We start from the raw sequence: 18,717 nt of genomic DNA, 5'->3' as shown, positions 1-18,717 counted from the left end.
CGCACATTCAGAACGTAAGTCCTGTAAGGGCCCTGGGTCAAGCAGAGTTGAAGCACTCGCCAAAACTCGTCGGGCCAAGTGGAAGTGAATTTCCGGGGGTTCAGCGGACCGCCGATGATCCTTCACTCAGAGTGATGATTCAGGCCTCTGTAAGCGTCACATTGGGGCCCGGAAGTACCTCGTATCCCTCTGGGCGCTGCCGCACCAAAAGGTGCGCGAAGGGCCGGGAGGGGTCCCCGGTGAAGTGCTGGAGCTCCTCGGGTTCCCATCCGTCCCAGAAGTCACGCTGGACCGCTCCGTCCCGATGGCGCCCCCGCTGCCATGCCTCCTCGTGCGGCACGTCCATCCAGAGCACGGCGGCGAGCTGCGGGCGCAGCGCCCGGCGGCCCGCGCCGACCCCCTCGACGATCACCACGGGCGCGGGCGGCAGGAGCCCGTCGGCCGGGCCGAAGCGCCGCTCGTGCCAGTCGTACGTCGCGTACCGTGCCGTCTCGCCGCGGGAGAGGGGGTCGAGGACCTGCCGCCGCAGCCGGTCCGTCCAGCCGAAGAGCTGATCGTGGCTGGCGATGTCGTCGAGCCGCAGGACGGGCGCGCCGCCGAGTGCCTCGGCCAGTCGGCGGGCGAATGTCGACTTCCCGGAGCCCGCGTGCCCGTCCACGGCGACGAGCCGGACGGGGCCGCAGGAGGGCGGCAGGCGGCGCAGGGTGTCGGCGAGGCGGGGGAGCGGGGTGTGCGGGTGTTCGGTCATCACGGGCAAGGGTACGACCGCGGAAGGATGTGTTCCGCGCGCCGTCGCAGGTCATGCCATTGGTTGAGGCCAATATTGATGCGCACGGCAGTGTCCGAAGCGCTGGCAGAAGTCGGCAGGGACCGGCCATAGTTGGCCCACTTCCGTGCACCTGACCCGACCTTTCCGGATCCCGCCGGAATCCATGTCGACTGGGGGTCCCCTCATGGACCGAGCTGACCGAACCGACCGCACCGAGCGCTCACACAGATCAGACCGAGCTGACGACATGTCCCGCAGAACCGTGCTCGCCACCGCGGCCGCGGTAGCCGCCCTCGCGGCCACCGCTTCCCCCGCCCTGGCCGCCGCGGGCGGCCCCGCGGCCCGCGCGCCGCGCGCGGACCGTCTCGTGGACAACCGCTTCTGGACCTCGCACAAGGACTGGAGCTCCGGTACCCACCAGGGCACCGCCGCCGTCGCCGGGGCCCGCCCCGGCCTGCGGATCGAGAAGCCCGCGGGCCGCACCGACTACGCGGACCCGCACACCGGCAAGACCGCCACCTGGGAGTACGCCCGGTGGACCGGGCCCGCGCACCGCTCCACCGTCCCCGCCACGGAGCTCATCGCGTCCTGGAACGCGCGGACCCCGGCCGGCACCTGGCTCCAGGTCGAGCTGCGCGGCACGTACTCGGACAAGACGAAGACGCCCTGGTACGTGATGGGCCGCTGGACCTCGGGGGACGACAAGGAGGCCGACATCCGGCGGACCTCGGTCGACGACCAGACCGACGGCAAGTCCACGGTGTGGACGGACACGCTCTCCCTCGACGACGCGACCACGGGCCTGCGCGTCGTCTCGTACCAGCTGCGCCTGACCCTCTACCGCAAGCCGGGCGCCACCGGCACCCCCACGGTCTGGCGGCTCGGCGCGATGGCCTCGGCGGTCCCGGACCGCTTCACGGTGCCCGCGTCGAAGCCGGGCCTCGCCAAGGAGCTGACGGTTCCGCGGTACTCGCAGGAGATCCATGCGGGCCAGTACCCGGAGTACGACAACGGCGGCGAGGCCTGGTGCAGCCCCACCTCGTCGCAGATGATCATCGAGTTCTGGGGGCGCGCGCCGACGGCGGACGACCTGTCCTGGGTCGACCCCTCCTACGAGGACCCGCAGGTGTGCCACGCCGCCCGGTACACGTTCGACTACCAGTACAACGGCTGCGGCAACTGGCCCTTCAACGCCGCGTACGCCTCGACGTACAAGGACCTGCAGGGCGTGGTGACCCGGCTCGCCTCGCTCACGGAGCTGGAGTCCCTGATCGCGGCGGGCCTGCCGGCCATAACGTCCCAGTCGTTCCTCAGGGAGGAGCTGACGGGCGCGGGCTACGGCACGGCGGGCCACCTGATGACGGTCATCGGCTTCACGGCCGACGGCGACGTGATCGCCAATGACCCGGCGTCGCCGAGCAACGCGGCGGTGCGACGCGTCTACAAGCGGCGCGAGTGGGAGAACATCTGGCTGCGGACGAAGCGCTACAACGCCACCGGAAAGGTCGTCTCGGGCACGGGCGGCGTCTGCTACCTGTACTTCCCGACGAAACTCTCCGCCCGCCAGCGCGCCGCACTGGCCGCCGTCGGGATCCACTGAGCAACCGTCATCGGGCGTTCGTGCTCAGCGGCGGTGGCTGGTGCGGGCGGATCTCGCCCGGCCGGTACTGCATCATCACGAACATCGAGTCGATCTCCGGGAGCGGGTTGGCGGCGGACGCGATCACCCAGCCGGGGCCCTTCGTGGGGTGGTTGACCTGCCGCACGGCACCGTCGGGATGCAAGGGATGGGAGGCCGCGGTCGCCAGATAGATGGGCCCCGCCAGGGGATCGCGCCGCACCTCGCTCGCCAGGTCGATGAGCGTCGGGTCGGCCGGGTGGTTCGTGACGGCCCGGCGCAGCGCCGGGCAGGCGCCGCGCGCCCAGTCCTCGGTCCAGTTCAGCAGGATCTTGTTCCGGACCCGGTCGTCCAGGAGCATCCACCGCATGATGTTGGCCGGCGGATCGCCGTCCGGGATGAGTGCTCTGAACTCGTCGTTGCACGCCACGACGTTCCAGTGCCGGTCGGCGATGTAGGCCATCGAGCCCGTGACCCCTTCGACGACCGTCCGCCAGACCGCACCCATCGGCGTTTGACCTTCTAAGTCCCGCTCGTCCGGCTGCACTTGCCCGTTCCCTTCGTGTCGCCCGCAGGTCGGCATCAACGCGATCACAGCGCGTGGCGCAAGCCTAGTCAGCGTTCGGGGCGCGGAGGCCGGGGCCCTGACACGGACTCCACCGTGTCTTTAGGCCATGTGGATCTCTCCTGTAGGGGCGGGGCCGCGGGGAGCGGGGCGCCATGCGTGCGTGCCCGCCCCCTGGTGGGGGCGGGCACGGGGCGTCAGGTCGGCGGCCCTCCTCAGACGGCCGGATCCACCACCCAGTCGGGGTGCCCCGGCATCGGCGGGGTCTTGGAGCCGTACAGCCAGGGGTGCAGGAAGCCCTCCAGGTCCTCGCCCGCGACCTTCGACGCCAGGTCCACGAACTGCTGCGTGCTCGCCGTGCGCCCCTTGAGGCCGCTCACCCAGGCGCGCTCGATCTTCTGGAACGTCGCGTCGCCGACCTGCTCGCGCAGCGCGTACAGGACCAGGGCCGATCCGTCGTACCGCATGCGCTTGAAGAGGTTCGGCTCGGTCGGCTCCGCGGGGGCGCCGTAGTCCCTGCGCCACTGGTCGTGGGCCTGGTAGGCGGTCTTCATGGCGGCCTCGAAGCTGTCCCCGCCGTGCTGCTCGGAGTACTCCCGTTCGTAGAAGCGGGCGTGCCCCTCGCTCAGCCACAGGTCGGACCAGCCCTTGAGGGCCACGCTGTCGCCGAACCACTGGTGGGTCAGCTCGTGCACCATGTTCCGCTCGGCGTCCACCTTCGTGCCGAGCAGGTCGGCCTTCGGGACGAGCGACAGGGTCTGCGTCTCCAGGGCCACGCCGAGGTCGGTGTCGCCGACCAGCAGGCCGTAGCGGTTGAAGGGGTACGGGCCGAGCCTCTCCTGCAGCCACTCCAGATGGTCGGGGGTGAGCTCGCGGTAGGCGGCGGTCGGCTCCACCAGCGCGTCCGGGACGACGTCGCGCAGCGGGATGCCGCCCGGTCCCTCGCTGTCGACCAGCTGGAACTTGCCGACGGCCAGCTGCACCAGCTGGGTGGAGAGCGGCTGCTCGGAGTCGTACGTCCAGCGCACCCGGCCGTCGGGGCGCGCGGTGCGCGAGACCAGCCTGCCGTTGGCGACGGCCGTGCGGTCGGCCGGGGTCGTGATGCGGAAGGTGATCGGCGCGCGCTGGCTCGGATGGTCGTTGCCGGGGAAGATCAGCCGCGAGCCGTTCGGCTGCGGGTAGACCACCGTGCCGTCCGGCGTGGGGATCCAGCCGTAGTCCTCGATGGCGTCGTCGCGATGTCTGGTCTGTGTCGGGTCGGCGGTGTAGGTGACCTCGACCGTGAAGGAACTCCCCTTGCCGATCGGGGATTTGGGGGTCACCGTCAGCTCGTCGCCCTCGCGCGACGTGCCGGCCGCGGAGCCGTTCACGGTGACCTTGTGCAGGGTGTTGCCGCCGAAGTCCAGATTGAAGCGGGACAGCGCCTGGGTGGACCGTGCCTTGATCGTGGTCGTCGCCTCGAAGGGGGTCTTCGGCGCCTGCCAGTCGAAGTCCAGGTAGTAGCGCTCCACCCGGTAGCCCCCGTTCCCGTCCAGCGGGAACATCGGGTCGCCGAGACCGGGCGCACCCGGTGACGGCTTCTCGGCGGCGGCCGGCGCGGCCTGCGAGACCGGGGCGGTGAGGGCCACCGTCGCGGTGATCGCGGCGGCGAGGGCGAGCCGCGCCCCACGGCGGGTCGTCGTCCGGTTCGTGCTCATCGGAAACCTCTCGGTCGTACGGTGCACGGGCGTACGGACGGGGGAGATACCCCGCCGTCCGTACTTAGACGCGCAGCGTGACGGCAGAGTTGTGGGCCGTGCGGGGGTGACCAAGGTCTCTCCCTCAAGAGCGCCTCCGGCTGGCAAGGTGGAGGGGTCCCGTGGGGTGGAGTCAGCACCGGGACCTCGTGGGGGATCCCTGCCAGACGAACGTCAGTGAGAACGACATGACCGCGACCTCTGCCACCGCCGTCCGAGCGAAGGCCCGCACCGGCGGCCCCAAGGACGACGGGCCGAACCTGCTGGAGCACTTCGCGGGCTGGACCCTCGTCGTCGTCCTCGCGATGCTCGTCACGCAGACCGGTCTGTTGTGACGCCGCCCTCCTGACCGCCGCCGGCCGCGTCGAGGCCGGCCCGCCAGTGCCGCCCCGGCACGCCCACCAGGCCGTACAGCCACCGCACCGGCGAGCGCCCGTGCAGCAGCGTGAGGCCCGCCACGACCGCGAACAGCGGCAGTCCGAGCCACCCGCCGACGAGCCGCACCAGCACGCTCGCGAAGAGCGCGCCCACGAAGGGCAGGCCGTACACCCCGGCCGCCGCGATGGCGATGGCCATGAGGTGCGGCACCTTGCGGTCCTCGTCGGCGCCGGGCAGCGACCAGCCCTCCATGAGCCAGCCGATCTCGGTCACCAGCATGGTGCCGATCACCGCGGCCCCGAAGAGCAGCAGCGCGAGGAACGTCCCGGACGTCACGAAGTCCAGTACGTGGTTGACGACGCTGTCCCGCGGCCAGTCGGCGAAGTCCCCGGCGCCGGACGAGAAGAACCGCTCGTACCCCTTGCCGTCCCAGCCGTGGATCAGCGTCCCGAACAGCAGGAAGTACCCTCCGACACACTGGAGGTACGCCCAGTAGCCGGCCCCCACGAGCACCAGGCCCTGCGCCACCAGGAACCCGAGGATCGCGGCCACCGGTATCCCGCCCGCGTAGAACAGCACGAACCCCGCCCACACGCCCTCGTGGCCGTCCGCCACGTGCATGGTCGACCAGGACGGGTTCTGCCAGAGCAGGAAGAGTCCCGTCGGGACCATGAGGACGGCGGCGAAGAGCCCCGTGAGCGCCAGGTAGGGGTTGGCGGCCCTGCTGCGGGTGCGCGGGCCCTCGCCCGCGTTGATCCGCTCCCACACCTGCAGCTGGCGCGCGGCGGAGAGGGCGAACGTCGCGCCGATCGCGTACGCCCAGAACAGTGCGGCCTGGATCTGGATCATGCCGAGGCCCGCAGGGTGAGTCCGCCCGCCACGATCGAGTCCGAGGTGACCAGGGCCTGCTCGGCGCTCACGTCCGTCATGAAGACGAAGGGCGGCACGACGGGCGGCACCGGCAGCTTGTCGGGCGTGAAGGTCAGACAGAGGATGCCCTCCAGACACCCCCGGAACTTGGTCAGATAGAGGGTGACCTCGCCGCTCAGGTCCAGCGTGTCGGCGCCCAGCGCCAGTTCCTGCTTGCCGTCGCGGGTGGCGAGCCGGTAGTCGGTGAGCGAGGCGGCCTTCATCCGCAGCACCATGACCTTCAGCGGCCCGTCGGCGGTCGGGATGTCCCGGACGCCCGCCAGGAGGAAGCCCTGGGGCGCGAAGAGCGTGGTGGTGACGGTCGGCGGCACGCGCGGTGCGACGATCGCGTCCGCCGGGGCCGCCGTCACCGGGTCCGCCTTCGCCGGTGCGGCGTGCGCGACGAGCCCGGCGGCGATCACCACGGGCAGCAGCACGGCCAGCGTCCGGGTGCCCTGTCCGTCGCGCACCCTGGGACGCGCCGGATCCTCCTCGGCCTCCTGCGGCACCGGCGTCCAGGCGAACCCCATGGCGCTGCCCGCGATGCCGAGCAGCATGCCGACGAGGAACCCGCCGAGGTTTGTGGCCGCGAACGAGAGCACGGAGAGGATCAGGGCGTTGACGCTCACGTAGTGGTGCGTGTGCGGCAGCAGCCACAGGAAGAGCCCGGCCACCACGAGGGCGATGCCGATGCCGAGGGCCGCGATCCCGCCGAGTCCCAGACTGACGAGCACGGTCAGCGGCGACAGCGGGATCAGGAGCAGCTCGGCGCCGCCGAGGATCATCAGCAGACCGGCCCAGAACGGCCGGGTGCGCCGCCATCTGCGGACGACCCGGCGCTGGTCGGGCCACGGCAGCCGCCGGTCGAGCGGGCCGCCGCCGTCCCGGCGAAAGGGCCGTACCCCGCTGCTGCCGCCGCCGGTCAGAAGCACTTCTTGCCGCCGAGGCTGACGTCGACCCGCATGCCCTTGAGCCGGAAGTTGCCGCCCGTCGCCGACCAGGCGTGCGACTTCACGCCGGAGACCGTGATGTCCCCGGCCTGCAGCCCGAACTTGCCCTTCTCGCCCTTGATGCCGGGCACTTCGTCGAGCGTCGAGGCGTCCCGGCCGATCTGCGCGGTGCCGAAGCGGGCGTCGCCGACCAGGTCCTCGCCGTCGATGATGAGGTTGCTCGCGGTGACGTTGCCCGCGTCGCCGCCCGCGGTCAGTTTGAACACGACGGTCCCCACCGGGGTCTTGACCTCGGCGGCCTGGCAGATGTCGGAGAGGGTCGCGTCACCGATCCCGAGGAGCGCCACCGGGTGCCCCTTGCCGTCGATGTCCCGGTCCGTCTGTACGTACGAGGAAAGGCCCTGGCTGGTGAGTTTCCCGGAGGACACCTGGAAGCTGGTGCCGGAGACCGCGAAGGACGCGGCGAGCGCGCCCTCGGCCATCACGGAGGCCATCACGCCGACGGCCAGGACGGCCGGCAGGGCCACGACGGCCGTCTTCTTCCAGGAGGTTCTGCCCTCGCGTAACGCGGTGCGTGCTGCGTTCACTGTCTTCCTCCCGTACGTCGTTCCGCGTCGCCAAGCGTGCGTAAGGGGAGTGCGTGAAGAGCCGCCGGGAGCCGGACCGGCAGATGGCACCGTTCTGCCATACTGCGGTCGATCCCGAGGCAGTTGGAGACTAGGGCCGGAATTGAATAATAGTCAACAGCGCGGCACCGACCGCTCGGCGGCGCGCCGTGCCGAACTCATCGCCATCGGCCGGAAGTTGTTCGCCGACACGTCCTACGACGCGCTGTCCATGGACGACATCGCGAAGCACGCGGGCGTCGCCAAAGGGCTGATCTACTACTACTTCAAGTCCAAGCGCGGCTACTACCTGGCGATCATCGAGGACTCCGTCGCCGACCTGGTGGCCCGCGCCGGACGCCACGACGACCTGCCGCCCGTGGAGCGGGTGCAGCGCACCGTCGACGGCTATCTGCGCTACGCCGAGCACCACCAGGCGGCGTACCGCACGATCATCAGCGGCGGCGTCGGATTCGACGCCGAGGTGCACGCGATACGGGACGGGGTGCGCGAGGCGCTGATCGGGGCGATCGCCGAAGGTGCGTACGGCCGCAAGGACATCCCGCAGCTGGCGCGCACGGCCCTGATCGGCTGGCTGTGCAGCGTGGAGGGCGTCACGCTGGACTGGATCGGCAGCCGGGAGCTGCCGCGCGAGACGGTCGGCTCGCTGCTGGTGCGCACGCTCGGCGACACGCTGCGGGTGATCGAGGACTTCGAACCGGCGTATCCGGCGCCGGCGCGGCCCTGACCGGGCGCACGCGAAAGGGGCGGGGGCCGCTGGGCCCCCGCCCCGATCACCGTGCGGTCGAGGTCAGTTGATGGCCTTGATCAGCTCACCGTTGGACGTGTCCCCGCTGAGCTCCCAGAAGAACGTGCCACCGAGGTTCTGCTGGTTCTTGTAGTCCATCTTCCCCGCGATGGTCGCCGGGGTGTCGTAGCTCCACCAGTTGTTCCCGCAGTGCGCGTACGCGGTTCCGCCGACGGTGCCGTTGGCCGGGCACTTGGTCTTCAGTTCCTTGTAGTCGTCGATGCCCTGCTCGTACTTGCCCGCGGCCGGTCCGGTCGCGGTGCCGCCGGGCTCCTTCTGCGTGACGCCCGTCCAGCCGCGTCCGTAGAAGCCGATGCCGAGCAGCAGCTTCTCGGACGGCACGCCGAGCGCCTTCAGCTTCTTGATGGTGGCGTCGGAGTTCCAGGACTCCTTCGGGATGCCGTTGTAGGAGGTGAGGGGCGAGTGCGGGGCGGTCGGGCCCTTCGCGTCCCAGGCGCCGAAGAAGTCGTACGTCATCGGGTTGTACCAGTCGACGTACTGGGCCGCGCCCGCGTAGTCGGCGGCGTCGATCTTGCCGCCGTCCGCGGCGTCCGCCGGGATCGCCGCGGTCACGAGGTTGTTGCCGCCGAACTTCGAACGGACCGCGGACATCAGGTTCTTGTATGCCTCGCGCCCGCTCGTGTCGCAGGTCAGGCCGCAGGCGTTCGGGTACTCCCAGTCGATGTCGATGCCGTCGAAGACATCGGCCCACTTGGAGTTCTCGACCAGGTCGTAGCAGGACTGGGCGAACGCCGCGGGGTTCTTCGCGGCCTCGGTGAAGCCGCCCGACCAGGTCCAGCCGCCGAAGGACCAGAGGACCTTGAGGTCCGGGTGCTTCTTCTTGAGCTTGCGCAGCTGGTTGAAGTTGCCGCGCAGCTCCTGGTCCCAGGTGTCGGCGACGCCGTCCACGGACTGGTCGGCGGTGTAGGCCTTGTCGGTCGCCGCGTAGGCGTCGCCCATCGTGCACTTGCCGCCCTGCACGTTGCCGAAGGCGTAGTTGATGTGCGTCAGCTTGTCGGCCGAGCCGGAGGTGTCGACGTTCTTGACGTGGTAGTTCCGGTCGTAGACACCCCACTCGGTGAAGTAGCCGACGACCTTGGATCCCGCGGCGGCCTTCGTCGCGGTGCCCTTGTCCTGCTCGGCGGCGGCGGTGCCCGCGCCGGCCAGCAGACCGGCGCCGAGGACGGCGCAACAGGTGGTGGCGAGGAGCGCCCGGAAGGAGGCGCGGGGGGTGTGCGGTCTGAGCATCTTGACTCCTCGTGGGGGGAAACCGGGAGGGGGGAAGTGGTGCTGTGGACCTGCGGGTGTGACTTGGCATGAACGCGTTCAGACGCTCGGGGGAACAGTAGGAGGACTAGACCAGTGCGGTCAATGGTTCGTACCAATCCGCCGGCTACCAGCGATCTTCAGCTATCTTTCGAGTAAGCGGTCGTTAACTAGTGACGGGTCGCCGCTGATCGGGCATACTCAACGCGCCAGAGCCGCTGGTCAGCTGCTTTCGTGACCCGGGAGGAGACCACGGCTCGGCACGTTTCCCGGCGGCGCCGCCCCACCCAGCGCGGGCGTCCGCCGCAGCCCCACAGGGAGGAGAGCGTCATGCCCGACCACATCACGCAGTCGGTGGAGCGTCAGCTGCCCACGGATGAGGCCAGGGATCTGCTCTCGCTGGTCCGGGACATCGCCCAGCGCGAGATCGCCCCGAAGGCGGCGGAGGAAGAGGACGCCGGGCGTTTTCCCCGCGAGGTCTTCACACTGCTCTCCGAGTCCGGCCTGCTCGGACTTCCGTACGACTCCGAATTCGGCGGCGGCGACCAGCCGTACGAGGTGTACCTCCAGGTCCTGGAGGAGCTCGCCGCCGCGCGCCTGACCGTCGGTCTCGGCGTCAGCGTCCACTCGCTCTCCTGCCACGCGCTCGCCGGTTACGGCACCAAGGAGCAGCAGAGCGATCACCTGCCCGCCATGCTCGGCGGCGGTCTCCTCGGCGCGTACTGCCTCTCCGAGCCCGCGTCGGGATCGGACGCCGCGTCGCTGCGCACGAAGGCCGTCAAGGACGGCGACGACTGGGTCATCAGCGGCACCAAGGCCTGGATCACGCACGGCGGCGTCGCCGACTTCTACACGGTGCTCGCCCGGACGGGCGGCGAGGGTCCCCGTGGCGTCACGGCCTTCCTGGTGCCGGGCGACGCGGAGGGGCTGAGCGCCGCGGTGCCCGAGAAGAAGATGGGCATGAAGGGCTCGCCCACCGCCCAGATCAACTTCGACGGCGTGCGCATCCCCGACTCCCGGCGCCTCGGCGACGAGGGCCAGGGCTTCGCCATCGCGCTCTCCGCGCTCGACTCCGGGCGGCTCGGGATAGCGGCCTGTGCGGTCGGAGTGGCCCAGGCGGCCCTCGACGAGGCCATCGCATACGCGACCGAGCGGCGCCAGTTCGGCCGGCCCATCGCGGACTTCCAGGGGCTGCGGTTCATGCTCGCGGACATGGCGACGCAGATCGAGGCGGGCCGGGCGCTCTATCTCTCCGCCGCCAGGCTCCGGGACGCGGGGCGGCCGTTCGCCAAGCAGGCGGCCATGGCCAAGCTGCTGTGCACGGACGCCGCGATGAAGGTGACGACGGACGCCGTGCAGGTCCTCGGGGGGTACGGCTACACCGCGGACTTCCCCGTGGAGCGCCTCATGCGGGAGGCCAAGGTGCTGCAGATCGTCGAGGGCACGAATCAGATCCAGCGCATGGTCATCGCACGTCACCTCGCGGGTCCCGACTCGCGCTGAACTGCCCGCGGTGCACCGGCGGCGCCACGAGCATGGCCCACTCCGGGTCGTGGTGCCCCGGCAGCGTGCGGCCGCGGTCCGCCCAATGGCGGATCAGGGCGCGGTAGATCGGCGGGTCCTGGACATGGGGCTGCTGGTAGGCCGAGTGGGGCTGCTGGTACTGCTGCTGATAGCCCTGGTGCGGCTGCTGGTGTGATGGCTGGTGCGTGGGCTGCTGGTGGACGGGCTGCTGGTGCACGGGCTGATGTGCGTGCTGCTGTACGTGCTGGAGCGGGGCCTGGTGCCGTGGGGGCTCCTGGGGCCGCTGGGGAACCGATTCTGCGGAAGCGGGCACCGTCACCAGGGTGCGTCGCCTCCGCCCGGTGGGGAAGTGCGCCGGGCCCATGTCCGCGCCCGTGTCCGTACGAGTCATGCAAGGGCAACGCCCGCCACCGCGCGGAAGTCACCGCCTCGGGGAATCGAGCGTCTGTTCCTGGCCCGTCCGCGGGCGCGCGCGCCCGCGCACCCGGCCCGACGCGTGTCTGGCTCCGTCCCGCGAACTGACGTACCGTCAACTCCGCGCCGGGGGCCCGCACGCCTCCCGCCACCCTGAACTGCCGTGCATCCAGGGAGGTTTGCCGTGGCAGACGACCGTCCGGTCCCGCTCGACGAGTACCCCGTGCACCAGGTCCCCCTCTCGATGAAGCATGTCGCGACGGGCGACCGCAACGCCTACGACCGCTGCATCTTCCATCTCTTCGACCATCAGGGCCGCGCCCTGCTCATCCTCGGGCTGGGCGTCTATCCGAACACCGGCGTCATCGACGCGTACGCCACCCTGCGCATCGGGGACACGCTGCACGCCGTACGCGCCTCGGACGCGCTCGGCGAGGACCGGACGGACCTGGGCGTCGGACCGCTGCGCATCACCGTCGACGAGCCGCTCCGCCGCATCCGCCTGACGTGCGCCGCAGAGCCGGGCGACCCCTCGTCCCTCTCGTACGACCTGACCTGGACCGCCGACTTCCCCGCCCTGTGGGAGCCGCACCACATCCAGCATCGCGGCGACCGGCTCATGCTCGAAGGGCGCCGCTTCGTGCAGGCGGGGCGGCCCGCCGGAGTCATCCGTGCGGGCGGCGAGGAGATCACCTTGACGGCGGGTGAGTGGACCGCGACCCGCGACCGCAGCTGGGGCGTGCGGCCCATCCCCGGCGAGGAACGCGGGCGCCTGGAGGAGGAGTTCGCCACCGAGGGCTTCCACTGGATCTGGTGCCCGGTCCACTTCGACGACCGGTTCCTCATGGTCATCGCCCAGGAGGACGCGGACGGCTACCGCACCCTCAACGACGCCACCCTCGTCCGCCCCGGCAGCCGCGACCGCCAGCTCGGCTGGCCCCGCACCGACATCACCTACCGCTCCGGCACCCGCCACCCCGAGCGCGCCGTCATCCACCTCACCGACCCCGACGGCCACAAGTCCTTGGAAGTCGGCGTGCAGGTGCTCGCCTCGCTGCCCCTTGCCGTGGGCGCCGGATATCCGCCCGCCGACGACTGGCAGCACGGCACCTGGCGCGGCCGCGACTGGACCGACCGCCGGAGCTACGACCTGTCGGACCCCGCGGCCCACCCCCTCGCCGCGTACGGCGTCATCGACCACGCCGCGCGCTTCACCCTGGAAGGGCGCACCGGCTACGGCATCTTCGAGCACGGCAGCTTCGGCCGCCACGACCCGAGTGGTTTCACCGGATTCGACTCCATGGCGCCCTGAGGGCACGGCCCCGAGGAAGGAGTACGGACATGGCAACGGCACCCCGCCCCCGCACCACCACGCGCGACCCGGAGGACCTGGCCCGCCGTCTCGGCGCCTGGCTCGACACCCGGCTGCCCGGCGCCAAGGCGTCCGACGTGACCGTGCCCGAGTCCAACGGCATGTCCAGCGAGACCCTGCTCTTCACCGTCGAACACCCCGAACCGCCGCTGCGGAAGTGCGCGTTGCGGGTGGCGGCCGACCCGGCGGCGTACACGATCTTCCCCGTCTACGACATGCCGCGTCAGTACCGCACGATGCGGCTGGTCGCCGAACACACCGATCTGCCGGTCCCGCGCGTGCTGTGGCTGGAGGAGGACCCGGGCCCGCTAGGGGCGCCCTTCTTCGTCATGGAGCGGGTCGAGGGACGCGTCCCGCCGGACGTCATGCCCTATACGTACGAGGGGAATTGGCTGTACGAGGCGACCGACGCCGAGCGCGCACACCTCGAAGAGGCCTCGGTCCGCGTCCTCGCCCACCTGCACGACCAAGTGCCGCCCGAAGCTGCGGAGTTCCTCGCGCTGCCGGGCGAGGGCAGCCCGCTGCGACGCCACGTCGAGGCCCAACGCGCCTACTACGCCTGGGTGGTGGACGGACTGCCCCGCTCACCCGTCATCGAGAGCGCCTTCGACCGTCTGCAGGACCTGTGGCCCCGTGACGAGGGGGACACCGTGCTCAACTGGGGCGACGCACGCATCGGGAACATCGTCTACGACGGCTTCGAGCCCGCGGCCGTCCTGGACTGGGAGATGGCGGCGCTCGCCCCGCGTGAGGTCGACCTCGGCTGGACGGTCTATCTCCACCGCTTCTTCCAGGACCTGACGGTGAGCTTCGGCCAGCCGGGACTGCCGGACTTCCAGCGCCGCGACCGCGTCGAGGCGACGTACGCCCGGCTCACCGGGCACACACCGCGCGACATGGACTTCTACACGCTGTACGCGGCGCTGCGGCACGCGATCGTGATGCTGCGCGTCGCCTACCGGCAGGTCCACTTCGGCGAGGCCGCGGTGCCCGCGAGCGCACAGGCCGCGGACACGCTGATCCTGCACCACGACAGCCTGGCCGCCATGGTGCAGGGCACCTACTGGTGAATCAGGCGGCGGGCCGGTGCTGCTGCGGCACCCGGAACGGGCGCGAGCCGGGACCGCCCACGTGCGAGAAGGGCTGCGTCCGCCAGTCGAGCCCCTGAGGGAGCGTCAACAGCAGCGCCGTGTCCTGCTCCTGAGCCTCCATCGACTCGTCTGCGGGCGCGGCATCGGCGGCCGCCCGGCCGGTGCCCGCACAGACCGTCAGGCCGAACGGGTTCCACGGCGTGGCGCACAGCGCGTGCTCGGGCAGCACGTCCTCGTCCGCGAGGAGCGCGATGGGCTGCCCGCAGTCGGGGCAGTTCACCCGGTACATCTCAAAGGTGTCGTAGGAGTCGAGAAAGGCGTCGGCCGGTTCGACGCCCTCCGGCTCGGGCTCTGCGACCGGCTGCTGCTTGGCGCGGGCAGACCGGCCGGGGCGCTTCAAGTTCTGCATGGGAATCTCCCCCTCGGGTGGGCCGACAAGGCGCTGCGGCCTCGACCACAGCAAGCACTTCCCGTCCCGTCGTAGAGGTAATCGTTGCATCCCGCCGGACACGGGCACAGGAGTGTGGCATTCGTCACATGCCAAATAAAGGTGCCCTCGAGCGGGGAGACGAGTCGGCTATCCGTGGGGATCAAGAGCCCTGTAGGTTCGGCGCATGGAGGAGCTGGACCGACAGATCGTGCAGCTGCTCGTCAAGGACGGGCGGATGAGCTACACCGACCTGGGCAAGGCCACGGGCCTGTCCACGTCGGCCGTGCACCAGCGGGTGCGCCGGCTGGAGCAGCGGGGTGTCATCCGCGGCTATGCCGCGGTCGTCGACCCCGAGGCCGTCGGGCTGCCGCTCACGGCATTCATCTCGGTGAAACCGTTCGACCCCAGCGCCCCCGACGACATCGCCGAACGGCTCGCGGGCGTCCCGGAGATCGAGGCGTGCCACAGCGTCGCCGGCGACGAGAACTACATCCTGAAGGTCCGCGTCGCCACCCCGCTGGAGCTCGAGCACCTGCTCAGCAGGCTCCGGGCGCTCGCCGGTGTCTCCACGCGCACGACGGTCGTCCTCTCCACTCCGTACGAGGCGCGCCCGCCCCAGGTGTGACCCGCGCGTCGGCCGCCCGCCGACAGGGGCGAGACTGGTCCCATGAGCCAGAGCACCGCCCCCGGGAACGACCCCCAGGATCCACTGAACCACCGCACCGTGCTGCTGCGCGGCGGCGACATCCACAGCCCCGCCGATCCGTTCGCCACCGCAATGGTCGTCGAGCGCGGACATGTCGCCTGGGTCGGCTCCGAGGGCGCCGCCGACTCCTTCGCCGCCAGCGTCGACGACGTGGTCGACCTCGAAGGTGCCCTGGTCACCCCGGCATTCACGGACGCCCATGTGCACACCACGGCCACCGGTCTCGCGCTGACGGGGCTGGACCTCACCGGGGCCCGCTCGCTGGCCGACGCGCTTGTTCTCGTACGCGAACACGCCGCCGCGCGACCGCACGACACCGTCCTCCTCGGCCACGGCTGGGACGCGGCCCGCTGGCCCGGCGGCCGACCGCCCACGCGCGCGGAGCTCGACGAGGCGACCGGCGGCAGGCCGCTCTACCTCTCGCGCATCGACGTCCACTCGGCCGTGGCCACCACCGCGCTGCTCGACCTGGTGCCCGGCGTCACCGAGCGCACCGGCTACCACCCGGACGCCCCGCTGACCGCCGACGCCCACCACGGCGTGCGCGCCGCGGCCCTCGGCGCGATCACCCCGCAGCAGCGCACGGAGGCCCAGCGCGCAGCGCTCCGGCACGCCGCCTCGCTCGGCATCGGCTCCGTGCACGAGTGCGCGGGCCCCGAGATCTCCGACGAGGACGACTTCACCGGGCTGCTGCGGCTCGCCGCCGAGGAGCCCGGCCCGCGCGTCGTCGGCTACTGGGCCGAGCAGGACGTGCGGCGCGCGAAGGAACTCGGCGCGGTCGGCGCCGCCGGTGACCTGTTCGTCGACGGCGCCCTCGGCTCGCACACCGCCTGTCTGCACGAGCCATACGCCGACGCGGCCCACACCGGCACCTCCTCCCTGGACGCCACGGCCGTCGCCGCCCATGTCGTGGAGTGCACGGAGGAGGGCCTCCAGGCGGGCTTCCACGCCATCGGGGACGCCGCGGTGGCCTCCGTGGTCGACGGGATGCGCCGGGCCGCGGAGAAGGTCGGTGCGGCCCGCGTCCGCGCCGCGCGGCACCGCGTCGAGCACGCCGAGATGCTCACCCCAAAGACGATCGCCGCCTTCGCCGAGTTCGGCCTCACCGCGTCCGTCCAGCCCGCCTTCGACGCCCTGTGGGGCGGCGAGGAGGGCATGTACGCCCAGCGCCTCGGCGCCGAGCGGGCCCGCACCCTCAACCCGTACGCGGCCCTCCTGCGCGCCGGTGTGCCGCTGGCCTTCGGCTCCGACAGCCCCGTCACACCCCTCGACCCGTGGGGCACCGTCCGCGCCGCCGCCTTCCACCGCACACCCGAGCACCGGGTCTCCGTGCGGGCGGCGTTCACCGCGCACACCCGCGGCGGCTGGCGGGCCGTCGGCCGCGACGACGCGGGCGTCCTCGTACCGGGCGCCCCCGCGGATTACGCCGTGTGGCGCACCTCCGATCTGGTGGTGCAGGCGCCGGACGACCGGGTGGCCCGCTGGTCGACCGACCCTAGGTCCGGCACGCCCGGCCTGCCCGACCTCTCGCCGGGCGCCGAACTGCCCGTATGTCTGCGCACCGTGGTGGCCGGGCGGCCCGTGTTCGTGGGGCCGGACGAGTGATGTCCCGGCGGTGCGCGTCGCCGATCATGACCGGTCACGGCGACGCACGACCTGGGAATCCTGGGCACTGACCTGGCGGTCCGTTAGATCGGCGCAGCTCAGCGGGGTATTGACAGAGAGCCGCCGTGGGCCGGTAGGTTCGGCCGGGTCCACCACAGGACGTCCGACCGGCGAACCTCCACGCAGTCGCGAACGCCGCTGGGTCACGGGTGGTGTGCCGCACCGGCGCACCACCACTGGGAGCCAGGTCCAGCGCCCGCGACGCGGAGGCGAGGGAACGTATCAGCCGAATCGGCAGGTGTGACCCGGGTCGGGCCCGGACGCTCAGTAGACAACGGCTTTCGGTCGATCCGCAGCCAGCGGGTCCCAGGTCGGCCCGAAGGGCGCCGGGCCCCGATCCGCAGTACGTCCCGTGCCGTCGCAGCGGCGCAGGCAGCGGCCATTAAGGTGGTCCTCTGCGTACGAACGAAGGGGCAGTAGTGAACGACGGCGGCGGGGTCTCCGAAGCAGGGGACCAGGGGAGGCAGTTCGGCTCGCTCGGCACGGCCTTGGTGATCATTCCGACCTACAACGAGGCGGAGAACATCCAGTCCATCGTCGGCCGGGTGCGTGCCTCCGTGCCGGACGCGCACATCCTGGTCGCCGACGACAACAGCCCCGACGGCACCGGCAAGATCGCCGATGAGCTCGCGGCCGAGGACGAGCAGGTCCACGTGCTGCACCGCAAGGGCAAGGAAGGGCTCGGCGCGGCCTATCTCGCGGGCTTCCGCTGGGGCCTGGAGAACGACTACGGCGTGCTCGTCGAGATGGACGCGGACGGCTCCCACCAGCCGGAGGAGCTGCCCCGGCTGCTCACCGCTCTGAAGGGCGCCGACCTCGTGCTCGGCTCGCGCTGGGTGCCGGGCGGACGGGTCGTCAACTGGCCCAAGCACCGCGAGTTCATCTCCCGCGGCGGCAGCACCTACTCCCGGCTCCTGCTCGACGTGCCGATCCGCGACGTGACGGGCGGCTACCGCGCCTTCCGCCGCGAGACCCTCGAAGGCCTCGGGCTCGGCGAGGTCGAGTCGCAGGGGTACTGCTTCCAGGTCGACCTGGCGCGGCGTGCGGTCAAGGCGGGCTATCACGTCGTCGAGGTGCCGATCACCTTCGTCGAGCGGGAGCTCGGTGACAGCAAGATGAGTCAGAACATCGTCGTCGAGGCGCTGTGGCGGGTCACCGCCTGGGGCGTCGGCGAGCGTGTCGGCAAGGTCATCGGGCGCAAGCAGCCCTGATCCCCGGCCTGGTCGCGGGGGTCGGTCCGGGTGGACCGGCGGCCCTCTTGATCATCCCCTTATGCCGGACTGAGGCGGGCCCAGGCACACTGGGAGCATGACGACTGGCGCACCGCCTCCCATCCGACCCGCCCGGCCCCGGCGCTCCGGGCCCCTGAGGTTCCTGCCGCTCGGCATCGCCGCGTGGCTGGTCCTGGAAATCTGGCTGCTCACCGTCGTGGCGGGGGCCACGAGTGGTTTCGTGGTCTTCCTGCTCCTGGTGGGCGGCCTGGTGCTCGGCTCCGCGGTGATCAAGCGCGCCGGGCGCAGGGCGTTCCGCAAGCTCAGCGAGGCGGTGCAACAGCAGCAGAGCGGTGTGACGCCCGCCCCGGAGACCGGGGGAGGCGGCGCCCTGACGATGCTGGGCGGCCTGCTGATCATCCTGCCGGGGCTCATCTCGGACGCCCTGGGGCTGATCCTGCTGATCCCGCCGGTCCAGAAGGCCCTGGGGAAGTTCGCGGAGCGGACCTTCGAGCGCAAGGTGCGCGAGGCGACGCCCGGCGGCCTCGGGGACGCCTTCCAGCAGGCGCGGATGCACCGCCCCGACGGCAAGGTCGTGCAGGGCGAGGTCATCAGGGACGACGAGCCGCCGATGCGCAGCCCGCGTCCGGACGACCCGCAGCTGCCCCGCTGATCCGCACAAAAGGGCCGGGGCCACTGC

The 18,717-nt window shown here is 71.3% G+C and carries 19 protein-coding genes; 10 read left to right on the top strand and 9 right to left on the bottom strand.

Going from position 1 to position 18,717, the window contains the following annotated elements; translation table 11 throughout:
* Window positions 1-139 precede the first annotated feature (139 nt).
* Window positions 140-748, bottom strand: coding sequence for a uridine kinase family protein (locus AOK03_RS09740; protein WP_055564780.1), 609 nt, complete (start codon window positions 746-748; stop codon window positions 140-142).
* Window positions 749-1,016: 268 nt separating this feature from the next.
* Between AOK03_RS09740 and AOK03_RS09735 the strand changes: the two genes are divergently transcribed.
* Window positions 1,017-2,369: a peptidase C39 family protein gene (locus tag AOK03_RS09735; RefSeq protein WP_244177545.1), complete on the top strand. Its 1,353-nt coding sequence runs from the start codon at window positions 1,017-1,019 to the stop codon at window positions 2,367-2,369.
* A gap of 7 nt (window positions 2,370-2,376) precedes the next feature.
* On the opposite strand, the gene AOK03_RS09730 is transcribed toward AOK03_RS09735, so the two are convergent.
* Entirely contained in the window at window positions 2,377-2,895 is a 519-nt protein-coding gene (locus AOK03_RS09730; protein ID WP_055564778.1) for an MmyB family transcriptional regulator, read from the bottom strand.
* 272 nt (window positions 2,896-3,167) lie between these two features.
* Entirely contained in the window at window positions 3,168-4,649 is a 1,482-nt protein-coding gene (locus AOK03_RS09725) for a M1 family metallopeptidase (protein WP_079074597.1), read from the bottom strand.
* Between the two features lie 227 nt (window positions 4,650-4,876).
* Between AOK03_RS09725 and AOK03_RS09720 the strand changes: the two genes are divergently transcribed.
* Window positions 4,877-5,023 (top strand): SCO1431 family membrane protein, encoded by a 147-nt coding sequence (locus AOK03_RS09720; RefSeq protein ID WP_107097967.1) that lies wholly within the window; start codon window positions 4,877-4,879, stop codon window positions 5,021-5,023.
* On the opposite strand, the gene AOK03_RS09715 is transcribed toward AOK03_RS09720, so the two are convergent.
* The 3 genes from AOK03_RS09715 to AOK03_RS09705 are packed head-to-tail and all read right to left on the bottom strand — an operon-like array spanning window position 5,001 to window position 7,419.
* Window positions 5,001-5,915: a hypothetical protein gene (locus tag AOK03_RS09715; protein ID WP_055564776.1), complete on the bottom strand. Its 915-nt coding sequence runs from the start codon at window positions 5,913-5,915 to the stop codon at window positions 5,001-5,003. The genes AOK03_RS09720 and AOK03_RS09715 overlap by 23 nt on opposite strands.
* Window positions 5,912-6,907 carry a DUF6114 domain-containing protein gene (locus AOK03_RS09710; protein WP_425264368.1) on the bottom strand — a complete coding sequence of 332 codons (996 nt, stop codon included), beginning with the start codon at window positions 6,905-6,907 and terminating at the stop codon, window positions 5,912-5,914. Before AOK03_RS09710 ends, AOK03_RS09715 begins: the two co-directional genes overlap by 4 nt.
* Window positions 6,898-7,419: a DUF6230 family protein gene (locus AOK03_RS09705; RefSeq protein ID WP_371934861.1), complete on the bottom strand. Its 522-nt coding sequence runs from the start codon at window positions 7,417-7,419 to the stop codon at window positions 6,898-6,900. Before AOK03_RS09705 ends, AOK03_RS09710 begins: the two co-directional genes overlap by 10 nt.
* A gap of 235 nt (window positions 7,420-7,654) precedes the next feature.
* Here AOK03_RS09705 and AOK03_RS09700 point away from each other — a divergent pair, with 235 nt between their 5' ends.
* Window positions 7,655-8,278, top strand: a complete 624-nt coding sequence (locus tag AOK03_RS09700) for a TetR/AcrR family transcriptional regulator (protein WP_055564774.1) — start codon at window positions 7,655-7,657, stop codon at window positions 8,276-8,278.
* A gap of 63 nt (window positions 8,279-8,341) precedes the next feature.
* Here the strand turns inward: AOK03_RS09700 and AOK03_RS09695 are convergent, their stop codons facing one another.
* Window positions 8,342-9,586, bottom strand: coding sequence for a glycoside hydrolase family 18 protein (locus tag AOK03_RS09695; RefSeq protein ID WP_055564773.1), 1,245 nt, complete (start codon window positions 9,584-9,586; stop codon window positions 8,342-8,344).
* A 348-nt stretch (window positions 9,587-9,934) separates the two neighbouring features.
* Here AOK03_RS09695 and AOK03_RS09690 point away from each other — a divergent pair, with 348 nt between their 5' ends.
* Complete coding sequence (locus tag AOK03_RS09690; RefSeq protein ID WP_055564772.1) at window positions 9,935-11,107, top strand: acyl-CoA dehydrogenase family protein; 1,173 nt, start codon at window positions 9,935-9,937, stop codon at window positions 11,105-11,107.
* Here AOK03_RS09690 and AOK03_RS45160 read toward each other — a convergent pair.
* The gene (locus tag AOK03_RS45160) at window positions 11,070-11,441 is read right to left on the bottom strand and encodes a hypothetical protein (protein ID WP_157868908.1); all 372 of its coding nucleotides are present in this window, start codon (window positions 11,439-11,441) and stop codon (window positions 11,070-11,072) included. The two genes, AOK03_RS09690 and AOK03_RS45160, sit on opposite strands and share 38 nt — an antisense overlap.
* A 285-nt stretch (window positions 11,442-11,726) precedes the next feature.
* Between AOK03_RS45160 and AOK03_RS09680 the strand changes: the two genes are divergently transcribed.
* Window positions 11,727-12,854 carry an Rv3169 family protein gene (locus tag AOK03_RS09680; protein ID WP_055564770.1) on the top strand — a complete coding sequence of 376 codons (1,128 nt, stop codon included), beginning with the start codon at window positions 11,727-11,729 and terminating at the stop codon, window positions 12,852-12,854.
* Window positions 12,855-12,883: 29 nt separating this feature from the next.
* Complete coding sequence (locus AOK03_RS09675) at window positions 12,884-13,984, top strand: phosphotransferase family protein (protein ID WP_055564769.1); 1,101 nt, start codon at window positions 12,884-12,886, stop codon at window positions 13,982-13,984.
* A gap of 1 nt (window position 13,985) precedes the next feature.
* Here AOK03_RS09675 and AOK03_RS09670 read toward each other — a convergent pair whose 3' ends face one another.
* Window positions 13,986-14,414: a hypothetical protein gene (locus AOK03_RS09670; RefSeq protein ID WP_055564768.1), complete on the bottom strand. Its 429-nt coding sequence runs from the start codon at window positions 14,412-14,414 to the stop codon at window positions 13,986-13,988.
* Between the two features lie 205 nt (window positions 14,415-14,619).
* Between AOK03_RS09670 and AOK03_RS09665 the strand changes: the two genes are divergently transcribed.
* The 4 genes from AOK03_RS09665 to fxsA all read left to right on the top strand — a co-directional run bounded on the left by AOK03_RS09665 (window position 14,620) and on the right by fxsA (window position 18,690).
* Window positions 14,620-15,060: an Lrp/AsnC family transcriptional regulator gene (locus tag AOK03_RS09665; protein ID WP_030789227.1), complete on the top strand. Its 441-nt coding sequence runs from the start codon at window positions 14,620-14,622 to the stop codon at window positions 15,058-15,060.
* A 42-nt stretch (window positions 15,061-15,102) separates the two neighbouring features.
* Window positions 15,103-16,746, top strand: coding sequence for an amidohydrolase (locus AOK03_RS09660; RefSeq protein ID WP_055564767.1), 1,644 nt, complete (start codon window positions 15,103-15,105; stop codon window positions 16,744-16,746).
* A gap of 479 nt (window positions 16,747-17,225) precedes the next feature.
* Window positions 17,226-18,017 carry a polyprenol monophosphomannose synthase gene (locus tag AOK03_RS09655; RefSeq protein ID WP_055564766.1) on the top strand — a complete coding sequence of 264 codons (792 nt, stop codon included), beginning with the start codon at window positions 17,226-17,228 and terminating at the stop codon, window positions 18,015-18,017.
* Window positions 18,018-18,114: 97 nt separating this feature from the next.
* Window positions 18,115-18,690 (top strand): FxsA family membrane protein, encoded by a 576-nt coding sequence (gene fxsA, locus AOK03_RS09650; RefSeq protein ID WP_055564765.1) that lies wholly within the window; start codon window positions 18,115-18,117, stop codon window positions 18,688-18,690.
* Window positions 18,691-18,717 lie beyond the last annotated feature (27 nt).

The organism is Streptomyces atriruber (assembly GCF_001418325.1).
Classification (GTDB): Bacteria; Actinomycetota; Actinomycetes; order Streptomycetales; family Streptomycetaceae; genus Streptomyces; species Streptomyces atriruber.
This window is presented reverse-complemented; position numbering and strand designations above follow the sequence as displayed.

Coding starts and splice junctions, on each gene's coding strand:
- AOK03_RS09740 (WP_055564780.1), bottom strand. CDS start 748: ATGACCGAACACCCGCACACCCCGCTCCCCCGCCTCGCCGACACCCTG.
- AOK03_RS09735 (WP_244177545.1), top strand. CDS start 1,017: ATGTCCCGCAGAACCGTGCTCGCCACCGCGGCCGCGGTAGCCGCCCTC.
- AOK03_RS09730 (WP_055564778.1), bottom strand. CDS start 2,895: ATGGGTGCGGTCTGGCGGACGGTCGTCGAAGGGGTCACGGGCTCGATG.
- AOK03_RS09725 (WP_079074597.1), bottom strand. CDS start 4,649: ATGAGCACGAACCGGACGACGACCCGCCGTGGGGCGCGGCTCGCCCTC.
- AOK03_RS09720 (WP_107097967.1), top strand. CDS start 4,877: ATGACCGCGACCTCTGCCACCGCCGTCCGAGCGAAGGCCCGCACCGGC.
- AOK03_RS09715 (WP_055564776.1), bottom strand. CDS start 5,915: ATGATCCAGATCCAGGCCGCACTGTTCTGGGCGTACGCGATCGGCGCG.
- AOK03_RS09705 (WP_371934861.1), bottom strand. CDS start 7,419: ATGGCCTCCGTGATGGCCGAGGGCGCGCTCGCCGCGTCCTTCGCGGTC.
- AOK03_RS09695 (WP_055564773.1), bottom strand. CDS start 9,586: ATGCTCAGACCGCACACCCCCCGCGCCTCCTTCCGGGCGCTCCTCGCC.
- AOK03_RS09690 (WP_055564772.1), top strand. CDS start 9,935: ATGCCCGACCACATCACGCAGTCGGTGGAGCGTCAGCTGCCCACGGAT.
- AOK03_RS09675 (WP_055564769.1), top strand. CDS start 12,884: ATGGCAACGGCACCCCGCCCCCGCACCACCACGCGCGACCCGGAGGAC.
- AOK03_RS09670 (WP_055564768.1), bottom strand. CDS start 14,414: ATGCAGAACTTGAAGCGCCCCGGCCGGTCTGCCCGCGCCAAGCAGCAG.
- AOK03_RS09665 (WP_030789227.1), top strand. CDS start 14,620: ATGGAGGAGCTGGACCGACAGATCGTGCAGCTGCTCGTCAAGGACGGG.
- AOK03_RS09660 (WP_055564767.1), top strand. CDS start 15,103: ATGAGCCAGAGCACCGCCCCCGGGAACGACCCCCAGGATCCACTGAAC.
- fxsA (WP_055564765.1), top strand. CDS start 18,115: ATGACGACTGGCGCACCGCCTCCCATCCGACCCGCCCGGCCCCGGCGC.